The 22,884-nt window shown below is 34.7% G+C and carries 24 protein-coding genes; 1 reads left to right on the top strand and 23 read right to left on the bottom strand.

Annotation, left to right across the window (positions count from 1 at the left end; translation table 11 throughout):
- Window positions 1-8 precede the first annotated feature (8 nt).
- From rnhA to RT261_RS10030, 16 genes are all read right to left on the bottom strand, one after another.
- Window positions 9-482, bottom strand: coding sequence for a ribonuclease HI (gene rnhA, locus RT261_RS10105; protein ID WP_313132238.1), 474 nt, complete (start codon window positions 480-482; stop codon window positions 9-11).
- A gap of 250 nt (window positions 483-732) precedes the next feature.
- Complete coding sequence (locus tag RT261_RS10100; RefSeq protein ID WP_442871772.1) at window positions 733-1,257, bottom strand: hypothetical protein; 525 nt, start codon at window positions 1,255-1,257, stop codon at window positions 733-735.
- On the bottom strand, window positions 1,248-1,850 hold the full coding sequence (locus RT261_RS10095) for a J domain-containing protein (RefSeq protein WP_313132236.1): 603 nt from the start codon (window positions 1,848-1,850) through the stop codon (window positions 1,248-1,250). The genes RT261_RS10100 and RT261_RS10095 overlap by 10 nt, the downstream gene beginning before the upstream one ends.
- 30 nt (window positions 1,851-1,880) lie before the next feature.
- A complete protein-coding gene (locus RT261_RS10090; RefSeq protein WP_313132235.1) occupies window positions 1,881-2,717 on the bottom strand; it encodes a DUF5685 family protein in 837 nt (278 codons plus the stop codon).
- 31 nt (window positions 2,718-2,748) lie between these two features.
- Window positions 2,749-4,488, bottom strand: a complete 1,740-nt coding sequence (locus RT261_RS10085) for a MutS-related protein (RefSeq protein ID WP_313132234.1) — start codon at window positions 4,486-4,488, stop codon at window positions 2,749-2,751.
- Window positions 4,489-4,814: 326 nt separating this feature from the next.
- On the bottom strand, window positions 4,815-5,849 hold the full coding sequence (locus RT261_RS10080; protein ID WP_313132232.1) for a C40 family peptidase: 1,035 nt from the start codon (window positions 5,847-5,849) through the stop codon (window positions 4,815-4,817).
- Between the two features lie 304 nt (window positions 5,850-6,153).
- Complete coding sequence (gene spoIVA, locus RT261_RS10075; protein WP_313132231.1) at window positions 6,154-7,662, bottom strand: stage IV sporulation protein A; 1,509 nt, start codon at window positions 7,660-7,662, stop codon at window positions 6,154-6,156.
- A 155-nt stretch (window positions 7,663-7,817) separates the two neighbouring features.
- Window positions 7,818-9,137, bottom strand: coding sequence for a sugar ABC transporter substrate-binding protein (locus RT261_RS10070; RefSeq protein ID WP_313132229.1), 1,320 nt, complete (start codon window positions 9,135-9,137; stop codon window positions 7,818-7,820).
- A gap of 237 nt (window positions 9,138-9,374) precedes the next feature.
- Window positions 9,375-10,352, bottom strand: coding sequence for a Gfo/Idh/MocA family protein (locus RT261_RS10065; RefSeq protein ID WP_313132228.1), 978 nt, complete (start codon window positions 10,350-10,352; stop codon window positions 9,375-9,377).
- On the bottom strand, window positions 10,353-11,366 hold the full coding sequence (locus RT261_RS10060; RefSeq protein ID WP_313132227.1) for a Gfo/Idh/MocA family protein: 1,014 nt from the start codon (window positions 11,364-11,366) through the stop codon (window positions 10,353-10,355). It lies immediately after the preceding gene.
- Window positions 11,359-12,408 carry a Gfo/Idh/MocA family protein gene (locus tag RT261_RS10055; protein WP_313132226.1) on the bottom strand — a complete coding sequence of 350 codons (1,050 nt, stop codon included), beginning with the start codon at window positions 12,406-12,408 and terminating at the stop codon, window positions 11,359-11,361. Before RT261_RS10055 ends, RT261_RS10060 begins: the two co-directional genes overlap by 8 nt.
- Before the next feature lie 25 nt (window positions 12,409-12,433).
- Window positions 12,434-13,525, bottom strand: a complete 1,092-nt coding sequence (locus tag RT261_RS10050; RefSeq protein WP_313132225.1) for a dihydrodipicolinate synthase family protein — start codon at window positions 13,523-13,525, stop codon at window positions 12,434-12,436.
- Window positions 13,526-14,545, bottom strand: a complete 1,020-nt coding sequence (locus RT261_RS10045) for an NAD-dependent epimerase/dehydratase family protein (RefSeq protein WP_313132223.1) — start codon at window positions 14,543-14,545, stop codon at window positions 13,526-13,528.
- A gap of 13 nt (window positions 14,546-14,558) precedes the next feature.
- Window positions 14,559-15,560, bottom strand: a complete 1,002-nt coding sequence (locus RT261_RS10040; protein ID WP_313132222.1) for a zinc-dependent alcohol dehydrogenase — start codon at window positions 15,558-15,560, stop codon at window positions 14,559-14,561.
- A 34-nt stretch (window positions 15,561-15,594) separates the two neighbouring features.
- Window positions 15,595-16,410: a carbohydrate ABC transporter permease gene (locus tag RT261_RS10035; RefSeq protein ID WP_313132220.1), complete on the bottom strand. Its 816-nt coding sequence runs from the start codon at window positions 16,408-16,410 to the stop codon at window positions 15,595-15,597.
- Window positions 16,411-16,425: 15 nt separating this feature from the next.
- Window positions 16,426-17,361, bottom strand: coding sequence for a carbohydrate ABC transporter permease (locus tag RT261_RS10030; protein WP_313132219.1), 936 nt, complete (start codon window positions 17,359-17,361; stop codon window positions 16,426-16,428).
- A gap of 351 nt (window positions 17,362-17,712) precedes the next feature.
- On the opposite strand from RT261_RS10030, the gene RT261_RS10025 reads away from it, so the two are divergent.
- Window positions 17,713-18,492 (top strand): AraC family transcriptional regulator, encoded by a 780-nt coding sequence (locus RT261_RS10025; RefSeq protein ID WP_313132218.1) that lies wholly within the window; start codon window positions 17,713-17,715, stop codon window positions 18,490-18,492.
- Between the two features lie 139 nt (window positions 18,493-18,631).
- Here RT261_RS10025 and RT261_RS10020 read toward each other — a convergent pair whose 3' ends face one another.
- The 7 genes from RT261_RS10020 to RT261_RS09990 form a co-directional block, all read right to left on the bottom strand.
- A complete protein-coding gene (locus RT261_RS10020; protein ID WP_313132216.1) occupies window positions 18,632-18,967 on the bottom strand; it encodes a DUF3784 domain-containing protein in 336 nt (111 codons plus the stop codon).
- Between the two features lie 134 nt (window positions 18,968-19,101).
- On the bottom strand, window positions 19,102-19,179 hold the full coding sequence (locus tag RT261_RS10015; protein ID WP_313132293.1) for a hypothetical protein: 78 nt from the start codon (window positions 19,177-19,179) through the stop codon (window positions 19,102-19,104).
- A 14-nt stretch (window positions 19,180-19,193) separates the two neighbouring features.
- Entirely contained in the window at window positions 19,194-19,739 is a 546-nt protein-coding gene (locus RT261_RS10010) for a GNAT family N-acetyltransferase (RefSeq protein ID WP_313132215.1), read from the bottom strand.
- A gap of 170 nt (window positions 19,740-19,909) precedes the next feature.
- Window positions 19,910-20,629: a DUF5131 family protein gene (locus RT261_RS10005; protein ID WP_313132213.1), complete on the bottom strand. Its 720-nt coding sequence runs from the start codon at window positions 20,627-20,629 to the stop codon at window positions 19,910-19,912.
- A gap of 62 nt (window positions 20,630-20,691) precedes the next feature.
- Complete coding sequence (locus RT261_RS10000; protein ID WP_313132212.1) at window positions 20,692-21,240, bottom strand: GNAT family N-acetyltransferase; 549 nt, start codon at window positions 21,238-21,240, stop codon at window positions 20,692-20,694.
- 43 nt (window positions 21,241-21,283) lie between these two features.
- Window positions 21,284-21,973, bottom strand: coding sequence for a DUF975 family protein (locus tag RT261_RS09995; protein ID WP_313132211.1), 690 nt, complete (start codon window positions 21,971-21,973; stop codon window positions 21,284-21,286).
- A gap of 1 nt (window position 21,974) precedes the next feature.
- A complete protein-coding gene (locus RT261_RS09990; RefSeq protein ID WP_313132209.1) occupies window positions 21,975-22,757 on the bottom strand; it encodes an aminoglycoside adenylyltransferase domain-containing protein in 783 nt (260 codons plus the stop codon).
- Window positions 22,758-22,884 lie beyond the last annotated feature (127 nt).

Genomic DNA, 22,884 nt, shown 5'->3' with positions numbered 1-22,884 from the left:
TGCGGATTCTAAAGGATTACATCATCCATCAGTTCATCTCCGTCTGCAGCAGAGGTTGCTAAGACATCACAACGTTCGTTTTGAGGATGCCCTGCATGTCCTTTTACCCAGACAAAGTTTACTTTATGAGGTTTCATAGCTTCTAATAACCGTTTCCATAAATCCACATTTTTAACCGGTTCGTTTTTGCCCCGTTTCCAGCCTTTTTTGATCCACCCTTCCAGCCAGTGATCATTAAAAGCTTTCACCAGATATTGTGAATCGGAATACAAATCAACTTCACATGGCTTGGTCAATGCCTCTAAGCCTGCAATTGCTGCCATTAATTCCATTCGATTGTTGGTTGTTTTCTTATATCCCCCTGACAGCTCCCGAATATGTTCCTGTCCCTTGGAATCAACAAATACAAGGATTGTTCCATAACCGCCGGGGCCCTCAGGATTTCCTCTGGCTGCACCATCTGTATAAATAGTAACCTTCATAAATTACTCCCTTTTTTATCATTTAAAAATATAAGGGGCTGTTGCAAAATTGCCATTCTTCGATTTAAAAGCTTTCTCAGAATGACAGATTATTGTTTGCGACAGCCTGGTCGTTACATAACTTTATGTTTAACTTATTTCCAGCAAGCATGTTATTCTCTGCTTTTACGTGAACATTATAACATAATATTCATGGTTTGAAAAGTAATTCCTTATCACTAGGCAAAGGCAAACATGTACCAAGTATAGTTCATACATGAAAGCGCTTTCTAAATTTCCCCCAGATATAACTCTGAAAGTAAGTATATGCTTTATCAAATATTAATAAGGCAAACTGTCCTCCAAGGATTAGTAAGGCCCATATTTCTATACGAATTGTTCCTTGATAGAACAGATGAGGCATAAGAATTACAGATGGCAGATAAATAATATTAAATGTAATATATTTAATCACCCACAATATAAGGTTCCTATTCTTTAATTTAGCAAGTTTTTCCCATGCAAATTCATTGATAAGAATATATAATCCCATTGCTGAAAAAGTAATGCAATAGAACTTATTGGGTGTCAGAAAGAAATTTAGGACAATGCTGCCTATAAAGAAACCCAGTCCCAGCCTGATGCCACACTCCCGTATGGCTATTCCGACACAGAAAGCTGCCCCGGCCAGAAAAAAAAGGGTGTTAAATTCTAATATTCCACTTAATGTAACCAGTACTACAGATATAGCAAGTAAAATGCCTAAGAATGCCATCTTTTTTGCCCCTAGATACATCGGCACAAATCTCCTCCCATACATTCACATAAGGTGTCTGCGCACCATAAATCACAGCATATGTTACCAGTTCCAAAAACGGAGTCACCACCATAGCGGGTGTTTTGATATCTTTGTCCTCTAAATTGTAATTGATTTAATATATTTCTATATTCAGGATTACCCGGTTCCATGTTAACTGCCGTCTGAGCATGGTTTAACGCTTCATAATTATTTCCAATACCAGCGTTTGCAATAGCACTGTAATAATACCATCTGGCAGTACGGTTTCCAATCCCTGATAAGACATTCAAAGCTTCTCTATAATGTCCTGAATTAATATAGTTGGTTACAGCAGTCATTTCAACCGGCTCATCCGCACTACCGCCAGAGTAAGTGCTTTGACCTCCGTAATAGCCACCTTCTTTTTCCTTCATAATTTGATCATATGCTTCCTGTACTTCTTTAAATTTTTCTTCTGCTAAATCAGCTAATGGATTATCAATATAAGAATCCGGGTGATATTTTCTGCTTAATTCTCTATAAGCCTTTTTAATTTCATCATTGGATGCACTTGGTGAAACACCAAGGATTTTATATGGATCTGCTATCATATCTTCCTCTTTTCTGCGAATTTCATGGTATTATTTCTGAATGTTCTCTAATTTTTTCTTTTGGAGAGAATCAAACTTAGTCCAAACTCCCTCGTATAAAATGTTTCTTAATATGTCCGCGTCCAACAAACATGGCAGTTTTTCGAATTCACCGGTACATTCTGCTAACATTAAATTAAGTATGTTCTTGCATTCTGTTTCATAATAATCTTTTTGAGAAATCGATGTTAATGGATTATATCTGCCCTTTTTTATGTCTTCTTCCAAGTCTTCATAAGCATCAATAATATATATATACTTGCCTAAAAAGAAACCGAATTTTCTTAATGCAGATTCCCACACATCTTCTTTATATACAAACAATTCAGACATTAGTTCCCCAAAGCAACGGGACACCAAATCAATATTCTGGTCATTGTTTTTTTCACATTCTTTCAGTCGGTTTAAGCTGCTCCCAATAGTCTGGCATTGTCTGGGATACTTATCACAAATCTTCTTAAACTTCTTCTTCAATAGTTTTGTACCGGTAAAGCCTGCAATGCTTTTATCATCCTGCCAGTCATCTAAAAGATGATAATAAGAAAGAACGATATTCATATCCGCTGCATAATTCGTAATCTCATTACAAAGTGTATCATGTTTCTTTACCGGATGTACAATACATCTGTGTATTCCGTGTTCTGTATCACTTTCATAGAGAGAAGTTAATAAAATAATAAGAAAAGTCATATCATATGTCAATGTCATTTGCCCGAAAGAACCATACTTATCTTTTAAGGTTTTGCATAAACCACAATAATAAGCTCTATACTTATAAAAATCTTTCATTTTTAGTTCCGGCTTATATATATTTACGTAACCAAACATAGTTCCTCCCGGTAATCAGCTTAAGTGCTTGTTATTCGATATTAATCCAATTTCCCTCTTCTAAAAATTGATTTGCTGCTTTTGTAGCATTATCAATTATATCTTCCGAATACCCCATAACACTTAGCAGCTTAATTGCATTTCTTGAAACTGCTCTTCCTGCCTGGAGTTTATCAAATAATACATTATTATCAACCACTTGTTCCTGGAAATGATAATTGGAATAATATCTTTCTAAAATATGCGTTAATTCAATGTCATGAGTAGCTGCACAGCATAAAGCATTTGCCTGGGAAAAGCTGTACAGAATCTGGGAAGAAGCGGCAACACGTTCTAAAGTATTGGTTCCTCTTAGTACTTCATCAACAAAACATAATGTTGGAATATTTGAATTCAACTTATCCAAAATACGTTTTAAGGATTTTATCTCAACAATATAGTAGCTTTCTTTATTTAACAAATTATCCTGCAAAGCCATGGAAGAAGCAACATAAAAATAACTAGCCTTATAAGACTTACACATGGATGTGAAAATTGTTTGAGAAAGTATAGCATTTATAGCAAGTGTTTTTATAAATGTTGATTTACCAGATGCATTGGAACCAGTTATTAGTATACACTGGTCTTCTGAGATAGAATTGGTAACCGGTTCATCAATCATAGGGTGGTATAACTCTTCTGCCTGTAAAAATGGTTTTCCGCCGGATACAAGTTCCGGTAAAGAATAATAATCCATCATAGCTCGAAAGGATGCAACAGCTATCATACTATCCAAAGTACCTATAGTTACAAACATTTTATTTAAAGTCTCGCGATTGTTTTTAAAACAAGTCAGCATGGAGTTAAATTTAATTAAATCCGTATGGAATAGCATTCGTACATAGTCCAATACAATATCAAGCATCTCACCGTTTGGATTCTTACCTGCCACCACTCTGGAACCTTTTTTAAATTGATTGAATTTCTGGCTGGCTTCTTCCAATTGGGTAATGTATTCTTTTATTTCCGGAATATTTAATTTCGAAAATTCTTTCACACAACCTAATAATCTTATTATATAGGAACAAACATTTAAATAAGCTTCAATTTCCGCTTTTTTGCGGTAATATTGAATCATATTGTTGGTAACCATGGCAAAAGTTAAAAGTCCGCCTATAGGAGGATTAAAGAATATCAAAGCTATGGCCCCAAGTAATCCTATAATCATAAGATAATGAGGGACATTGCTTGATATATCCAGGTTATCCAAACGATTAATATATTCGAAAACAGAAATATCTTTTAATTTTCCCATCCTGCGAAGGGTCACCTGTACTTGCATTCTTTTCTCGGAATTTTGCTGAAAGAATTCTATAAGACGGTTTCTTTCCTTTAAATCTTTTTCATCGTATTTTAATTTTCTTAATACAGAATACAGATATTCTTCACCTATGGAACTGTTTGTATTATTCATTAACATAAAAATTTCATCCATAGAAACATCGTTCCAGGTAATATCATCCACATCTTGTGAATCGTCCTGTACAGAACGATAATAGCTTGCGATAGATATTAAACTTTCAGTGGTATATTCTTGTTCGGGGATTTCACCCCATTGTTTTTTTAACTTCGCAATTAATTTTTCTTTGTTGTTTTTTGTATCATAGATGCTCTTAATAATAATTCCTATAATAAGCGCACCTGTAATATAAACGAATTCCATAGTAATATCCGTACCTTTCCTTGTTTTAGAATTAAAATATAAGACTTGATATTGTAATACTTCACACACTGTTTTACTCTCAATTGAAGAATTAACTTTGAAAATTGAAATGTTTTCAAACTTTGAAATATTTCAAATTCAATGCACTCTCAAATGCCATTATAATTTTTTCCAAAATGTATGTCAATTATATAATGACATTCTTTATATTATTCTTATCAATTTAAGAATTTCTAAAGAATTTATCAAATCAGGGAATAAATGCCTAAAATAATAAACTGCCATTCTGAGAGCTGCCGAAGAACCTCACCTTGTAATGAGATTCTTCGCTTAAAACTCAGCACAGCTAAATTCTAAGCTCAGAATGACAGTTTTGTAACAAGCCCTATATTTTGTTAATCATTAATAATTCTAACTGCAGTGATTGGATTTCTATAATACATATTAGAAATCTTTATTCCTGTTCTTGTAGTACTAGCATGAACAATTTGACCATTGCCAATATACATAGCAACATGATTAATTGAACTGCCATTACCGTAGAATACCAAGTCACCAGGTTTTACATTGGATGGATTAATCCTTGTTCCATTACGTGATAAGGATGAGGATTGACGTGCAATGGAATATCCAAAATTCCTATAAATTAAATGTACAAAACCAGAACAGTCAGTTCCATTCGTTAAACTGTTACCGCCCCATACATAACGGTTACCTACAAATTGTTTTGCATAAGCTACAATTTGTGCTCGAATACCGGAAACTCCAGTAACTGTTTCTTCTACGGAAACACCTTTTATAAGTTCATAGGTTAAATCAACATACTGCCTGGATACGTAACCCTTATCCTGGTCTACTCCGATTTTAACCCATTCCTCATCGAAATCAAGCACTTCAAATTCCTCACCAATAGGTACACTGGTAATTACTTTTGATAAGAGACCAGCTTCTGCTCTTACATTAAGAGTTGTAGTATTAACAGTAGCTACAACACCTCCTACTTTCTTTGCTAAAGTTACTGCTTCATTTCCAGTAATAAGGTAGGAACTCATTACATAGCCGGTAACTTTACCTGATTTAATCTTCGCCCAACCGCTGTCATCTGTTTCAAGAATAGTACATCCTGCATTCTTCGGTAATTTACCAATGATTTTTTGGTCTTCTCCCGGTTTTTCCCGTATATTTAAATGATTTTCAACATTAGCAATACCTAAATTGGTATAATTATATTGATCGGCAAGTTCTATTTCTTTATTCTTAACAGCTTCACTTACTTCGCTGTATTTCTCAAGTGGTACTGTAATTCCTGCAACAGCCTTCTCACCAACTACAGCCTCAGCCTTTGCTACCGCGGCATTAAGAGAAAATAATACCATTCCGCCCATACAAAAGGTCGAAATCTTTAAGAACTTCGTGAAATTTTGGTTCATGGTAATCCTCCGATAATTTGGTTTAAATGTATTTGTAATATCATGGTTAAATTTATATGTTAAATAAAGTTGTTACAAATATATTAAATCTATTACAGGGTTATTATAACAATGGTTCATAATTTTGTCAACTAAATGTCAAACTTTTTTTAATTCTCAGCTAAAAATTATAAAATAGTTAAAAAAATAATTACTATGACATAAATATTCCATGTTTTATTCTATATACGTAGAATATCTTACGAAAATATTAATGTTTTTTTAAAATAAAAAAAAGCGGATGTATTTATCCGCTTAATTATAGTTATATAATGATACAGATAATGCCGCCATTGCTGTCATTAATAATCTTCTGCATGGTTTCCTGAAGTTTTAACTGACTTTCATCCGTCATTTTGTTAATCTTAGTATTGATTCCGTCATCTACCAATTGTTTAATGGATTTACCATATATATTGGTTTCCCAGATTCCTTCCGGTTCTTCAGCAGCATTCTTATTAATGTAAGCAATTAAATCTTCAGCCTGTTCCTGAGTACCTACGATAGGTGCTATTTCAGTTTGAATATTGGCCTTAATCATATGGATGGATGGCGCCGTAGCTTTAATTTTAACACCATATTTATTACCATGTTTCATAATCTCAGGCTCATCTATGGTTATATCTTCTCTGGAAGGAGTAACTACACCATATCCTCTTGTACGGACATCCTGACATGCATTGCCCACTTTTTCATATTCGTTTTTCATATTGGCAAGTTCTCTTAAAGTAGCAATCAGCTGATACTCATCGTTAATTGGTACACCGATTAAGTCACTTAAAATATTGTAATAATATACATCATCAAAATCTACCGTAACTTTTACGGAACCATTCTCCATTTCGATCTTATCGATTTTGAATTTCTTAACATACTCACTGCCGCTTTCCATGTTTTCTGCTCTTACATCACGAATCAATGTAATGTTTCTCATTAATTCTTTAATGGAGTTAATCAAATCCAGTTTTAACCAATGGTCATCTGGTAACATTTCGGCCCATTTGGGCATATAAAAGTCAATTTCAGATACCGGGAATACAGATAATATGTTAACCATGATTCTATGTATGTCATCTTTCTTCATCTGCTCACAGTTAACTGGCAAAACAGTAACATTATATTTTGCAGCGATTTCATTTGAAAGATCAATGGTATTCTCGGAATAAGGTCTATTTGTATTCAGTAATACAATAAAAGGTTTTCTTAATTTCTTTAATTCATTAATAGTTTTCTCTTCTGCCGGAATATAATTTTCTCTTGGTATGTCACCGAAACTTCCATCTGTTGTTACAACAATACCGATTGTAGAATGATCATTAATAACCTTTTGTGTGCCAAGTTCCGCAGCCTGGGTAAAAGGAATTTCATAATCAAACCATGGCGTTTTCACCAAACGTTCCTGTTCATTCTCAATGTGGCCGGATGCGCCACTTACCATATAGCCTACACAATCAATAAGACGTATATTAACTTTTGTTCCTTCTCCTAAATTAATTTCAGCAGCTTCTTTCGGTATAAACTTTGGCTCTGTTGTCATTATGGTTTTGCCTGCTGCGCTTTGTGGTAGTTCGTCTATGGCTCTTCCCCGGCTATATTCGTCTTCTATATTGGGTATTACCAATAGATCCATAAATCGTTTGATAAAGGTAGACTTTCCAGTTCTAACCGGCCCTACCACGCCTATGTATATTTCACCGCCTGTCCTAGCCTTAATATCATTATATACATCGTATATTTGATTTGATAAGTCAAGTGACGATAATTGCTCTAACATATGCCGTCCTCCTTTCAGTTATATCTAAACATATGCAATAAATCTTCATTTCATGCCTTGTTTTATTGGGTCGGACTAAGGGATTATTGAAATAAAATCATGGGCAGGAAACAGAATAATCTGCTCCTACCCATAATTATATTTCAATATTATGTTTAATTCATTTCCATTGATATCATATTTGCTGCTGCATCTGCCGCTTCTTGTGGCGTCAGGCTTCCCTCCAGCATAGCTTGCAGTTGTGCAGTTACATTAGACATAAATACTCTTGCTGTCGAATGAATTACACCAGGTTTTGCAAGGCTTACATATTGAGCTAATTCCTTCATTGGAACATTGGAGTCATATATATCCAATGCAGAAGCTCTTGATGGTATATAGCCAGTAAGGCTATTAAATGCCTTTTGGTTCTCTGTATTTGTCATCACGTTTAAGAATTGTGCAGCCTTGTCAGCGTTTGGTGACTTAGCAGATACTACGAACATTCCGGTTACACCAAAGGTAACTCCTTCAAGTGGAGGTCCTATCACATAATTCTTCATTTCCTGGCTTTCCATCAATGTTAACATGTATGCAGAACTATACGTTGCTAATGATTTTCCTTCCAGGAAGATGGAGGATTGATCTTGTGATGTTATAGAATCTGCTGGAAAATATCCTGCGTCATACTGTCTTTTTACCTCTTCCCAAGCTTTCACTGATTCAGCGCTATTAATAAGTATTTCGTTATTTTCTCCAATTATATCACCGCCATAAGCCCAGATATATGGATATAGAGTTGCATTAAGGGTATTTCCACCTTCGAAGGTACGAGCATAATATCCTGCTGCTACAGCTGCATCTGCCAGCTTATTAAACTCTTCAATGGTGTCTGGAAGATCATTTGCATTACCACCAACCTCAGCCAGAATATCACTATTATAGAACATTGTCTGAACTTCTCGTAAAATTGGAAGTCCATATAGATGACCATTATATGACACTGCCTCTATGGAAGTTTTTGAGAAATCAGAGTAATCAAAACCGGAACCCAAAAGCTCATCTATAGGTGCAAGAACCTCCTTATCAGCAAATTGTGTCATCATATCCGGTATAAGATAGAAAATATCCGGACCTGCATCTGTTGCTAAAGCAGCAAGCATTTTTTCTTCTCTGTTTTTCCAGGGAATCTCTTCAAATACTATATTTGCATTTGGATATATTTTTTTAAACTCTGCTGCCATGTCATCAAAAACTTTGTTTTGATTGTCAGCTAAATCTGTAGATACAAAGGGATGTGTCCATACAGTAAGTGTGAAACTCTCATTTGTATCAGGTGTCTCCGTTTTTTCTTCATTTTCAGTTCCTTTAGTCTGTTCCCCCGTTGTCGGTACGGCAGGGTCTACCGTATCAACTTTCTTTGTTGGACTACAACCGGCCAATACCACCATTGAGAGACTGACTGCCACCAACATTTTTAATACCTTCTTCAACATGTTTTTTCCTCCCTAATTTTAATTTTTGCCAGAATAATGATATATGTTCCCTCTTTAATTCTGTGTATTTTTCCTATATATCATCACCCTGACAGTTGTATTTTAGTACAATATATATAATTAGTAAACTAAATACCTTGCCAATTAATATAACTAAATTGCTATATTATACTTTACCGATGCCAATGCTAATGAATTTTAAAGTTTATCACCTTAAATTCACTCTTATTTAGACCTCTATCCTCTTACCGGTGTTCCTTTTTCTATAGATTCGTAGGCTTTAATAGCAACTTTTAAAGCAAATAATCCATCCTCTCCGGTTATTGGCGATACCCTGTCATTATCTACAGCATCTGCAAAGTCTTCTAACATAAGCCGATTCATATCATCTCCCCAATAACTTTGGAGGCTCTTTGTATGCTTATTCGAGTACAGATTTCCATGTTGTTTAAATGAATCCACGTTTATGCTTCCTTGGGTACCGATAATGTTAAGAGTTACATCTCCCCATGTAGGAAATGACTTCGGTCTATTCCATGATGTGTCCAATGTAGCATAGGGACCGTTCTTAAATTGCATAAATATCAATCCCGTATCTTCAACGGGTATATCATGTATATACCTTCCGCCTTTGGCAAAGACTTCTTCAACTTCCTTGCCTAAGATCCAGTGCATGATATCAGCTACATGTATGGTATGATCAATTATAGCACCACCTCCGGCTTTTTCTTTATCAACAAACCATCCTCCCGGCATGGTTCCATGATTCGTTCCGGTTATGGCTACTATATCGCCAATTGAACCATTATCTATAATTTCTTTTGCCCTGACTACAGAAGGAATATATCTGCACGGTAATGCCACCATAAGTTTTATACCATTCTTCTTGCAGGCTTCAATCATTTTTTCTCCATCTTCCATAGTGGTTGCTAAGGGTTTTTCTACAATCACATGTTTCCCTGCATTAGCAGCCTCTATAGTAAGTTCGGCATGGAGTTTATTAGAAGTGCATATACACACCGTGTCCACTTCATTATGTAGAATCAGATCTGAATATTTTTCATAATATCCTATATCATATTTTTCAGCTAATGGTCTTCCCATTTCTGTGTCAGGCTCCGCAAGACCAATGATATTAATGTTTTTTATATTTAGCGCCTCTTCAATATAAGAAGCAGCATGAACATGTTCACAGCCTATTATTGCCAGATTCATTTATATCACCTCCTTAGGATATACCTTTTGGCCTGTCTTCATAGACTCCATGGCACACAAAGATATGTAAGCTGCCTTTATGGCATCGTTGCAGGCTATTGGTACATCCTTGTTATTCTCTATTGCATCTATAAAAGCTATAATCTCCTTCGCATAGGGATTGCTTCTTGGGGTTAAAGGACTTTCCGGTATGGCTACCCCGTCTTTTGCACCGGATGCAGTACTTTCGATTTGACAAATGATTGGAATCGAATCTTCGGAGTTACTTTGATAGATTCCCTCCGTTCCCACAATTTCTAACTTGGTTGTAAAAGGAGAACCACCAGGCTTTGACCAATCCGCTTCAATATGGGCTATAACTCCATTTTTAAATTCCAACATAACAACATCATATTCGTTATATCGCTCATGTTTATAGGCATTTCCCTTTGCATAGACTTCCTTCACATCTCCAAAACAGTGCATAAGAAAATCAATATCATGGATTGTCATATCATGAATAGCTCCACCGCTTGTATTTATATCTTCGTACCATTCCCTTATCCTTCCGGGATGTACCCCTCCGCGGTAGGTTCTCACCATGACTGGCCGGCCTATATCTCCACTTTCTATAATCTTTTTTGCAGTTTCATATTCCGGAAAATAGCGGAGTACATGTGCTATCATAAGCTTAACCCCTGCCTGTTCTGCTGCATCACGCATCTTCTTTCCTTCTTCTACTGTCAAAGCTACTGGTTTTTCACATAAGATGTGAAGCCCTGCCTTGGCAGCCTTTATAACATATTCACAATGCATATTGGTAGGAAGGCATATATCTACCATGTCAATATCTTTCCTGTCAAAAATATCATTTCCATCATACAAAGCTTCGGCGCCCAGAAACTCTGCCATTTTATCAGCACGCTCTTTCATTACATCGGCCACAGCAACGATTTCGGCTTCATGTATATTCTTATAACATTGAGCGTGTGCATGAGCAATCCCGCCGCATCCTATAATACCTATTCTAATCATGATTACCTCCTGCTTCTATTATGTCTCTATATATCCTTTTGTTTTTAATTGAGGATTCGTATATAGACAGGATTATATCCAGAGCTTTTTTACCTTCTCTCCCATCTATTTTTACTAAAGAATCGTTAATTACAGAAATATAAAAGTCCCGTATCTGTGTAACATGAGTATATCCCCAATAAGCTTTTCCTGGTATTACTTCACTATTTTCTTCTGCCATCTCATAGTACTCTACTCCATCTATATCAACCCATGCCAAATCCTGCTTCATTCCTACTTTTCCATGTTCACCAACTATTTCTAACTCTATTGGTGCATCATAGCCATAACAGTTTGTAGCATACAGATGATATAAACAGCCATTCTGAAATTTTACCAGAGCATCCGCAGTGTCCTCAACTTTCAAATATTCATGATTTCTGTTACTTATATTACCTTCTATCCATTCTATATCACTTCCAACCAACCATTGAACTCTGTCTATAGAATGTATTGCCTGATCGATTAAAACGCCTCCGCCCTCCTTATCCCATGTGCCTTTCCAATCTGAATCGGCATAATAGGATTTATTCCTTGACCAGGATAAATATGATCTGGCGCACTTTATTTTTCCTAACTTTCCTGAATCAATTATATTCTTGATGTGGGTACATCCTTTTGCATATCTTGTTTGAAATATCACTCCTAGTTTTGTTCCCATTTCTTCTGAAACAGAAATCATTTTGTCCGCATTGGACAAAGTGATAGCCATTGGTTTTTCTGTCAGAACATGTATTTTATTCTTCATCAGCTCTATCGCAATCTCATGATGTGAATAATGGGGTGTTGCTATATGGGCCACATCTATGTTGTCCTCCATACATTCTCTGTAATCAATAATTGCTTTACAGCCTTTAAACTGCTCTGCAAATGCCTTCGCTTTATTTAAGTCTGTATCTACAGCATAAACCACTTCTGCAAGATCACTCAACTCTTTAAACACCTGTGCATACATCTCTGATATTCTCCCGCAGCCTATCATGCACACTCTAAGTTTTTTCATATTATGACCGTGCTCCTTTCACACTTTAGCCAATCTCTTCTTGCTTTTCTCTTACTCTTTCTTTCCATTTTTCTATATTATCAGCAATGAACTTATCGTCATTTAGTTCTGGATAGGACTTATAAACTCTGTTTATCTCTTCCATCTGACCTTCACCTAGTATTTCCTTTTCATCTAAACACCAATTGCCTTGAAGTAACCCCTGTCTTGCCAACACCTCATTTATTCCGGGAATACATCCAAAGAAATTATTGTTCACATCAAAAAATGCAGCATTACAGTCTGTAATTTGAGTTCCCATGGCTAAAAGTTCTCCAAATCCTGCTCCCGTATCTTTAGCCTTTTTAATCTTATCCAGCAACTCCGCCGCCTTACTGGTCCATACTGCCCAATGCCCCAATAAGCCTCCGCATATTTCTTTTTCTATAATCTGGCCATTAACATTGAATTTATATTTTGTAAGAAGATCTGCGACTATGTTATCATCATTTCCTGTATATACTGTGATTTCATTACAGCGCTTGGAACTGCATACAGCTCTGAGTACATCTAAAGTATCATAACGGTTAAATGGGGCAGTTTTTATTGCTATAACTCCTTCTATGTCCGCAAACTTCTGCCAAAATTCATAACTGAATCTTCTTCCTCCGGCATTAGGCTGCAAATAAAATCCAAAAACCGGCATAATATCTGCAATTCTTTTGGTTCTTTCTAAGAGCTCATATTCCGTATAGGAATCCAGTCCTCCCATACTAAGTAAAATCATATCGTATCCTATTTTTTCTGCAGTTATGGCTTCTTGTATTGCCTGCTCTGTTTCCCCGCATACCCCTGCAATTTTTATAAAGGGTCTTTGTATATTGGAACTTACAATTTCATCATGTACCACACTTAAAAGTCTCGCATATAGGTTATGCTTTTGATCCCTGATATTAAATTGTGTAGTATGTACACCCACTGCAAGTCCCCCTGCGTTTGCCTCCATATAATAGTGAACCAGAACCCGTTGGGTGAAGTCATCAAATACCCTGTCCTTATTAATAGCTAATGGACACGCCGGTATAACTGTCCCTGTTTTAAGAAGATTTAAAATATTTCCATCCAAACCTTTTGCCATCTAATATTTACCCTCCCTTTCTTGAAAATGTGTGGGTTTATCTATTGTATCTCCACCATTTAACAACCATTCTGATGTGGTATCTATCATCTCTCTTATTGTGGTTTTGGGATATCCGAATATAGTATGAGCCTTAGAAGCATTACTTAACAATGCCATATCAGATTCAATGCCTGTAAACTTGGGAGTTTTATTGAATTTCTCTGCAAACCTTTCTGCCATCCATCTTATAGATACGGTCTCCGGTCCCGTAACATTAATTACATTTGCCGGTGTACTTACCACCCGAAGAGATCGGACAGCCATCTCACAAGCATCTTTTTGCCATATAACATTTGCATGGCCCATAGTTAAATCGATAGGTTGTTCATTAAGAACTGCCTGTGCAATCTCTGATAGAACACCATACTTTAAATCTATGGCATAATTTAACCGGAATATGGTCATTGGTGTTTGGTTCTGTTTTGAAAAATATTGAAGTATTCTTTCTCTGCCCAGGCAGGACTGAGCATATTCACCCACTGCTTCCGGGGGAAACTCTTCAGAAGGTGCTCCTGCCGATACCTTAACCAGCGGATACACGCATCCTGTAGAAAAGGCAACTATATTGGAAGCTTTGTATTTATTTGCTATCCTTCCCGGAAGATATGAGTTTATAGCCCAAGCAAAGTCTTCATTACCTACGGTACCAAATTTATATCCTACCATATATATGATATTTTTTACTTCCGGGAGAGCTTCCAGTTGATCCTCTGACATAAAATCGCATTTTATGGTTTCTATTCCTTCCGATTCAAGTTCTTCCTGAATACCGTCACTTTCTGTAAATCTGGCCACACCATATATCTTTTTCTGGTTTTTTGCTTTATTAGAAGCCCTTTTGGCTAATTTAGCAAGGTTAACCCCCATTTTCCCACTAACACCTAATATCATGATATCCCCATCTATTTTTTCAATATCATTAATTAACTCTTCAGATGGTATATACATACTTTCTTTTAAACTTTCAAAACGATTCATTTCTACTCCACCTCTATATATAAGATATTATCTTTGTAAGACCTGCATGGTTTCCAGATTCTAAATCTGCCCACGCAGATTCTGCCTCATCGATTTTTATACTATCCTTTATGTATTCATCAACTGTTATCTTTCTCTCACCAACCAGTCTTATAAATTCTTCCATATTGCGGCCTTCTGTCCATCTTACATACCCATATGGATAATCAATTGCCTGGAATTCATAAACTTTATCGTATCTTCCCGGACCTCCGGCTTTCGAAATCATGATTTGTATTTCTTTATCAAACATAAGACCTCTATCATAATGAGGCTCTATATCCCCTACGATAATACTTTTGCCTCTAAGTCTCAGCCATTCCAGACTTTTGTTCGTCTGATATCCTGCACTTCTGCCAGCACATAAGAACACAGCATCTGCCCCTCGTCCACAAGAAATTTTATCAATATGACTTTCCATTTCTACTTCGTTAATAAAAGTTTTTATTCCTGTAATTCTTTCGAACAGTTCTGCTCTTTTTTCTGTATTATTCAAAGGAACAACCTGTAGCACTGAAGCATTGGCTATCTGTCCAATCAGCTGACCAAATATGCCAAGACCAGATACTACTGCAATTTCTCCAAACTGCAAGTGTGCCTGACGTAAGGCATGAATGGCTATAGCTCCCAAACCAACTAAGGATGCTTCTCTAAGCCCAACGCTGTCAGGAAGTTTAACACATAAGGTCTTAGGTACCAGCAGATATTCGCTATGTGATACATGGGGAGCTCCGTAACAGGCAACTCTATCACCAATCTTGATGTATTCTACTCCCGCTCCAACCTCAACTACTTCTCCGGAACCACTATAGCCAAGATTAACATACTCATTCCCGCTGTTCTTAGTCATGGTTATCTCCGTACCCGGGCTTATAGCCGTATAGCTTGTTCTAACCAATATAAAATTATCTTTTATTTTTGGTATCTCTTTTTCTACAATACATACTTTTCCTTTTAATGCACAAATACTTTTCATTCTAACCTCGCTTCTGGTACTTTAGCACCTCTTTTTATTTTATTCCAGTGAATGCGATACCTCTGGTGAAATATTTTTGGAAAAATAAAAACATTAAGAATGTTGGCACGAACGAAAATACTGCTCCGGCCATTTCAATTCCAAAATTTCCTTCCTTTGTAAGAAGAGAAGCCAGACCAACCGTTATAGGATACATTTTCTTACTGGTGGTAAATATAAGCGGAGTCAAGAGATCATTCCAACAAGATATAAACGCAAAGGTACCAACAGTTGCTATTACAGATTTACACAATGGCATCATAATGCCAAACAGTACTTGAAAGTCATTAGCACCGTCTATATATGCTGCTTCTTCCAATTCCTTAGGTAGTTGAAGCATGAACTGTTTTACAAAAAAGACTCCCATTATACCCCATATCTGTGGAAGAATAAGAGGGATATATGTATTTATCCATCCAATCTTATTAAACATGATATAACGTGGTATTATTAAGATTTGTGACGGAACCATAATAACTGCCATCATAATCCAGAAGATTAAATCTCTTCCCTTAAATTGCTTTTTTGCAAATATATAGCCTAAAACCAATGCAAAGAACATTTGTAAAGCAGTAGGTATAATGGTGATAACCAAGGAATTTTTTATCCATGTCAAATATTCTGAATTCTTTATTATAAAAATAAAGTTAAATAGGGACAGGTCTTTCTTTATCCATGTAAATGGGTTGCCTACAGGTATTTTCATTTTTATCATGCTGCCTATTATCATTATGATGAAAGGTGTCAGAAATAATATGGCTAATACCGTTAACAGTACAACTGAAACTACTGATGTCTTTTTATCTTCCATAATATGTTTCCTCCATTAATCAAGCTGCTCTCTTATAACTCTTTTCTGTATAAGTGACAGCAACAATATTATTAAAAACAGTACATACGCAAGAACACTGGCATATCCGAATCTTAAAGAAGAAAATCCCTGTTCATACATATAAAATACTATCGTGTTAGTTGAGAAATTAGGTCCGCCGTTGGTAAGTAGAAATGCCGAATCAAATATCTGGAAAGAACCTATCGTGGTAACAATTGCTACGTAAAAATGTATAGGTGTTAATAAAGGGAAAGTTATTTTTGAAAATATTTTCCACTTTCCAGCTCCATCTATTCTGGCAGCTTCATATACATCTTCCGATATACCGTTAAGTCCTGCAAAATAATATATCATGGTACTTCCTACAACCTTAAATACACTCAGGCTTGCCAGTACAAGTAATGCCTGCTTGGAACTGGCTAAAAAAAGCTGTGTATTCAACCCCAAAAAAGAAAGTATCTGATTTATAATTCCCTGATCCGATCCCATAAAAATCCACTTCCATATACCAGATATGACTACAAAAGATGTTACAACCGGCAGAAAAAATATACCTTTAAAAAAGGTACCCACTCTTTTTTTCTGTGAAAATATCATTACCGCTAAAAACAACCCTAATGCCATAGTGGGAACAATATAATAAACCGAGAACATTGCTGTGTTTTTAATAGACTTCCAGGCAATGGCATCATGAAAAAGCCGTTTCCAATTACTCAATCCGTTAAATTTTGGTGTTCCTACAATAGACCAATCCGTAAATGTAAGCACAAAACTAAATATTATAGGAATAAGATAAAAAATTATAAATTGCACCATTATGGGAATGAGAAATATGTACACAATACCGTATTTCGACAGATGCTTTTTAACTTTTCCTGCCACAGGCGGTTTCCTCCCTTTATCTGGTTTACACCCTGAATATGCTTTCACTACTACTTACCTCCTCATGCTTTAGTCAATATTATGTATGTTTTTTGATTGTGAGGAAACTTAGAAATAAATAGTATCATTCTAAATATCTCACTATCTATATTCTAATAATATTATGGTTAAATTTAAACAAATAACTTTGCCCATTAATAGAACTATATTGCTTTTTTATCGAAAAAGAGAGTAAAATTGCGGGATAACCATTTATATACAGCGATTATTATTAACAAATATATTAATATTAACAAATCACATTTATTTTTCAAAGCTTTTGTGGTACAATTTACTATATTCTCATTGAAAGGAAGTGTTTGTATTAGGAAAGATTTCATTTATGAGCTGCACTCTTTCATGGAGCTGGATTATCCCATAATTTTTGATTTCTATAAGATGGATTCTTCTTTCAGTGAAGTTTTCTACCATTGGCACATAAATATCGAATTGCTATATTTTATTTCGGGCAGTGCGGAAATCTCCATTAATGGAGAAATTATTTTAGCTTCTGCCGGTGATGTAGTTATAGTAAACTCCAATTATATACATAACATTAAATTATATGGTAGTGAATGTAGTTATTATTGTTTGATTATGGATAATAATTTTTGCCGTGAAATAGGCTTTGATATAACAGAAAATATATTTTGCGAAAAAACAAATGATCCGGAAATAATCAATATATTTAATATAATAATCCGGGAATCAAAAAACCAGCGGCTTCATTGGAAAAGAGCAATTAGAGCACTATGTATAACCATAAATATATTGTTATACCGAAACCAAATAGTAATAAATAAAGAGCGAATTGCCAGTAAGAATAAATCAGAATTAATTAAACAAGCAATTGAATATATAAATAGAAATTTGAAGAATGAATTTAGCTTAGACGATATTGCCTCTGAACTTTGTATAAGCAAATATTATTTTTGCCGTATTTTTAAGGAGATAACAGGCCAGACACTAAAGGGCTATCTCCTTACGACCCGCTGCCTTTATGCCCGGACACTTTTAAAAAAGGGGAATATAAACATTGTAGAATGCGCTGAAATGTGCGGCTTTAATAACCCTTCATATTTTTCAAAATGCTATAAAAACCAATTTGGCTATCTTCCATCTTGTGAGTTAAAAACATAATACAGAATAATTTCAATTGTTTACTATTGCTCAGATTAATTTTTTGAAAAACACGAAGGGATCTTAGCATATAAAATTAGAATAAAAATAGGGACAGCTTATAATCATTGATAAAAGGAGTTATCCAATTGGACTCCTTTTATTCAATTGGGCCATTTAATACAGTATCCATTGTTACTTTAACAACGTAACCAATTAGAAGAATAACGACTATTCCCATAGCATAATTTAGCCATGTCCATATAGTAAGAATTTGCATAGTCAATAATAAAAATATAAGTCCTAACAATCCAAATACAATTGTTACACGGCGGTACTCCAGCTTTTTATCCAGCTTCTTTTGTTTTTCTTTTGAAACAAATAAATAGTTATTAGATAATATCGGACCTTTCTCTTTTGAAGTAAAAAATGCATATACAAACATCAATACGGAAAGTATTCCGGATATTAATGCAGGAACTATTTCACTTTTCATTCAAGAACCCTCCAATTAGAATATACTACATTATATGTTAATATAGTTTAACATTCTAATTATTATCTGAAGGTTTATAAATCATTTTTATTCTATTATATAGGAGTAAAAGTAACTTACATCATAAAGTATATTTAGAAAGCTGTATTATAACCTGAAATTAACCAGCTCCCTTTTCCCGCAAGTAAAGTTATGGGTATAATTAGAAATATAGCGGCTAATATATTTAATATAATACCTTATCTCCTAATAATAAAATATATTCTTTTCCCTCATATACGCTATTCCCTTTATTACATATATAAGGAATGTCCCTCATATATGTAAACCCTAACTTTATCAAAACATTGCCCGATGCAGGATTCTCTTTTGCATGTCTTCCCATTATCTCTTTTATATTTAAATCCTTTTGCGCAAAGCTTATGATTTCTTTCATGGCTTCTGTTGTATAGCCCTTTCCCCATGCCTTTTTACCCAGATTATAAGCAATTTCATATTTATTATAATCTTCTTCCAGATATAATACTCCTGTTCCTAATAATTCTTGAGTTGTCTTTAATATGAAAGCCCATCTGTACCAGTTATCAGAATTTATTTTACTAACTTCTCCTTTGACCCAATCAATAGTTTTATTTATATCATTATGGCTAGTCCAAAACATATATTGGGCAACGTCGGGGTCACTTTCCCAACAATCATAAATATCTTTTGCATCTTCTAAACAAAATGGTCGTAATATTAATCTTTCTGTTTCTAAAATGGGTGTATTCATTCTTATATGCCCCTTTCAACAATAAACTATACTGCTTTATATTTTATAATAATTATGTACTAATTTTTCTTATATTTTGTTTATTAATTCATGCTTGTTACATATATACCATGTTGTTTTATGAAGCTTATTTTTTTAAAAAATATATCATCGTCTTCAATTTTCTACACTTATATTCTAGAATAATTAATATCCGCTTTTCTTGCTTGTGCACATAAATTTTGCCGTGAAACTTTATAAGTGTTCCCGTCCTTTATAAATATGGAACCCAACTGTCTAAATTCAAAACTTACATTCTTTTTTATACACTGTTCTCTAATATTTAGAACCCACTCATAATCTAAGGGTCTTACGTTGCTTCCCGATTCACCGCCAACAACCACACACTCAATTGTATCGTCTAGATAATTCTGAATATTAATTCTTTCAAGCATGGGCTGTATGGTAATCATTTTATGTTTTATAGGTAGAGTTCTTAGTACAGAAAGTCTCTCCTCAGCTCTATGTTGATTTTCAATAGTAGTACATATTGTCACATTGTTATATCCATCTTGAAAATCCTCAAGTAATCCAACTGGAAATCGTTCAATCCTTTTAGTCAGAAATAAAAAGTGTAAATCATCTCGGATTTTCATCATTTCCCATACTTCTTTTCTCCAATCATCTGCCTCTTCTACAAAAAAATCACTGTTAAAGCATAAGAATACGGTTTGTCCGCTTTTTATTTTATAATTGCCCTTTTTATCTTTTTCTATGGGTTTGTAAAACTCTTCTGTTTTATATATTTTATCGGTATCAATTCCTTTTCTTTGATCTGCTCTATGTATATAGCAATTGGCACATCCTTCGCTCTTTTTATGACATCCACGCCATGGATTCCATATAGCCATAAGACCTCCTAAATAACTGTTTCTATTTTTTGCAATTTAATCCGGTTTTGGGTCACGTTCAACTAAAGATTTTTACATAGTTGAATTAGATTTTCATAGACTTTCTTTTGAGCTCCCCGCATCTCCATCTCAATGCAATTCCATTCTTGGTTTAACATATGATAACTTTTTTGCTCATGAAGCACTTCTTTAAATCCTACAGACTTATAGCATTTAATAGCGGACTCATTTTGTTCAAATACACCTAGTGTTATCTTATTCACTTTTAAGATTTCAAAAGCATACTTTATAGCCAACTGAAGCATCTCATAGCCGTATCCCTTTCCTCTTAATGAATTATCCACGATAACAAATCCAAATCTTACAACAGTCTTGTTCTTATCTGTAAAACGCATTATTAAATGACCAACAACACCATTTTTGTCAAATGCGGTCATTGGCCAAAAAGAATCGCTGTCTTTGAAGGAATCATAATATTCATTCATTTTATCTCCATCAATTGGAAACTCGTTGTATCTGTCAGCACTCCATAGCCTAAATTCTTGTTCATTTCTTATCCATTTTACAATATATTGTGCATCACATGCCTTATATGGTCTTAAACGAATCATACTATCCCCGATTCCGGTGTTTTTGCACCTTTTTATTATATATTTAAAAATATTCCTCATTTGCCGTCTTATTATTTCTTCCAGATACATCGTTATAAAATGCCGCTTGTGCTGCACTCATATATGGATTCAGCCATAGGAGTCCAATTCCCAATGTAAATGCTGAAAGAATCATCCAACCAATAAAACTTATATTAAGGCAAAACAAGCGCCATTTATTTCCGTACATCATATCTTTCGATTGTTGAAGGGCTTCCTGAATATTCATGTATGGATCGTTTGCCATAATATACGGTGCCATTGCATAGCTTAGAGAAGCAATAATACCGGGAATTACAAAAAGCAATGACCATAATAATGTGTATAATTGTATTAATAAATTCATACCACATGCCTTCCAAAAAATATCAAACCTAGAAAAAATATCACTGAATTTTGGATCAGTATTATTGATTAGATTTTGGTTAAATCGGCAGTAACCAAGCTTAATTACACCACCGAGAAATAAAGAAAGAATGGCAAGCATGATTATGGAAGAAATCAAAATAGCGAAAACCGATATAAAGGCTGTTGGTACACGTACAGTCATACTCTCTGATTTTCTAGAGATAGTATTACCTGAAACTGCATTGACACCTAATAACGAAGCAATGAAACCGGTACCAATAGCCATTCCCCATCTACCACTTAACGCTCTCCGGGCAATTTCTCGAAAATCCTCCGCGTATAACATATTAAAATCCCCCTTCAACTTGTTTTATACGTATATTTTTTTCTAGTACATCTGCAAATTCCATTATATTTGGCCCCAATGTTTCTAGCCATTCTAAAGTTTTTTCATCCTCTTTATAGTTATTAGGATGTTTCCGAATCTTTAATACTCTATGCATAATTTTGATATCAGGTACCAAATTATTTTCAAGTGCCCATAAACCGGCATTTGTTTTACTAATAATTTTTCCTGACTGCAAAGTATATAGGCATCTTGCAATGTCCAATAAATTACCTGCGGCGTATAAACTTCTGCTTGGTTTATCAAAATATTTTCTAATTATACAATAATAATCATTAATAGCGTCAAATTGCGCTTTCACATTGGGATAGTTTAATAGAAATCTTATATCCTTTCCATATAATAATCTTCCATAATCCATTAAATTCATCATAGAAAACACATCAAATTCATAGTGTTCTGCTATTCGTTCACCTGTTGTTCCCCAATAAACAACCTTATCTTCCTGTTTATTCAAAAATGCTTCTAAAGATATAAAACCACCCTCAAATGCTCTAAAATATGGGCTATTTATATACTTTGCAGATAATTCCTGGCGTAAATGAAGAAGTTTTTCTGCCTGATCACTAGATATGGAATGCTCCGTTAAGCATAGAATATCAATATCGCTCCAACCTAATTGAAAATCATCCAATACAACTGAACCCAATATATATATGGAAGGATTATTATCTATTAGAATATCTGCAATTGTATTAACCATAATGTCTATACTTTTATTCATACAAAATCCTCCATGCTTTCACTGCCTGAGAGTTGCTCCGCAATTCACTTTGTAAACAATCTTCTTATTAATAACATTTTAGATAACTGCTTTTCTTTAACTATTATATCGTATAAAAAGATAAATA

Origin of the sequence: Anaerocolumna sp. (genome assembly GCF_032079385.1) — a bacterium.
Lineage (GTDB): Bacteria > Bacillota > Clostridia > Lachnospirales > Lachnospiraceae > Anaerocolumna.
The sequence above is the reverse complement of the archived record's forward strand: the minus strand, read 5'-3'. Positions and strand labels throughout refer to the sequence as shown.

Bases quoted from the DNA above. Each gene is read 5' to 3' on its own strand.
- RT261_RS10100 (WP_442871772.1), bottom strand. From the start codon at position 1,257: ATGTATCTAGGGGCAAAAAAGATGGCATTCTTAGGCATTTTACTTGCT.
- RT261_RS10080 (WP_313132232.1), bottom strand. From the start codon at position 5,849: ATGAACCAAAATTTCACGAAGTTCTTAAAGATTTCGACCTTTTGTATG.
- RT261_RS10000 (WP_313132212.1), bottom strand. From the start codon at position 21,240: ATGATTCGTTTAAGACCATATAAGGCATGTGATGCACAATATATTGTA.
- rnhA (WP_313132238.1), bottom strand. From the start codon at position 482: ATGAAGGTTACTATTTATACAGATGGTGCAGCCAGAGGAAATCCTGAG.
- RT261_RS10045 (WP_313132223.1), bottom strand. From the start codon at position 14,545: ATGAATCGTTTTGAAAGTTTAAAAGAAAGTATGTATATACCATCTGAA.
- RT261_RS10040 (WP_313132222.1), bottom strand. From the start codon at position 15,560: ATGAAAAGTATTTGTGCATTAAAAGGAAAAGTATGTATTGTAGAAAAA.
- RT261_RS10090 (WP_313132235.1), bottom strand. From the start codon at position 2,717: ATGTTTGGTTACGTAAATATATATAAGCCGGAACTAAAAATGAAAGAT.
- RT261_RS10035 (WP_313132220.1), bottom strand. From the start codon at position 16,410: ATGGAAGATAAAAAGACATCAGTAGTTTCAGTTGTACTGTTAACGGTA.
- RT261_RS10025 (WP_313132218.1), top strand. From the start codon at position 17,713: ATGGAGCTGGATTATCCCATAATTTTTGATTTCTATAAGATGGATTCT.
- RT261_RS10055 (WP_313132226.1), bottom strand. From the start codon at position 12,408: ATGAAAAAACTTAGAGTGTGCATGATAGGCTGCGGGAGAATATCAGAG.
- RT261_RS10095 (WP_313132236.1), bottom strand. From the start codon at position 1,850: ATGATAGCAGATCCATATAAAATCCTTGGTGTTTCACCAAGTGCATCC.
- RT261_RS10020 (WP_313132216.1), bottom strand. From the start codon at position 18,967: ATGAAAAGTGAAATAGTTCCTGCATTAATATCCGGAATACTTTCCGTA.
- RT261_RS10070 (WP_313132229.1), bottom strand. From the start codon at position 9,137: ATGTTGAAGAAGGTATTAAAAATGTTGGTGGCAGTCAGTCTCTCAATG.
- RT261_RS10065 (WP_313132228.1), bottom strand. From the start codon at position 10,352: ATGAATCTGGCAATAATAGGCTGTGAACATGTTCATGCTGCTTCTTAT.
- RT261_RS10005 (WP_313132213.1), bottom strand. From the start codon at position 20,629: ATGGCTATATGGAATCCATGGCGTGGATGTCATAAAAAGAGCGAAGGA.
- RT261_RS09990 (WP_313132209.1), bottom strand. From the start codon at position 22,757: ATGAATAAAAGTATAGACATTATGGTTAATACAATTGCAGATATTCTA.
- RT261_RS10060 (WP_313132227.1), bottom strand. From the start codon at position 11,366: ATGATTAGAATAGGTATTATAGGATGCGGCGGGATTGCTCATGCACAC.
- RT261_RS10010 (WP_313132215.1), bottom strand. From the start codon at position 19,739: ATGAATACACCCATTTTAGAAACAGAAAGATTAATATTACGACCATTT.
- RT261_RS09995 (WP_313132211.1), bottom strand. From the start codon at position 21,973: ATGTTATACGCGGAGGATTTTCGAGAAATTGCCCGGAGAGCGTTAAGT.
- RT261_RS10050 (WP_313132225.1), bottom strand. From the start codon at position 13,525: ATGGCAAAAGGTTTGGATGGAAATATTTTAAATCTTCTTAAAACAGGG.
- spoIVA (WP_313132231.1), bottom strand. From the start codon at position 7,662: ATGTTAGAGCAATTATCGTCACTTGACTTATCAAATCAAATATACGAT.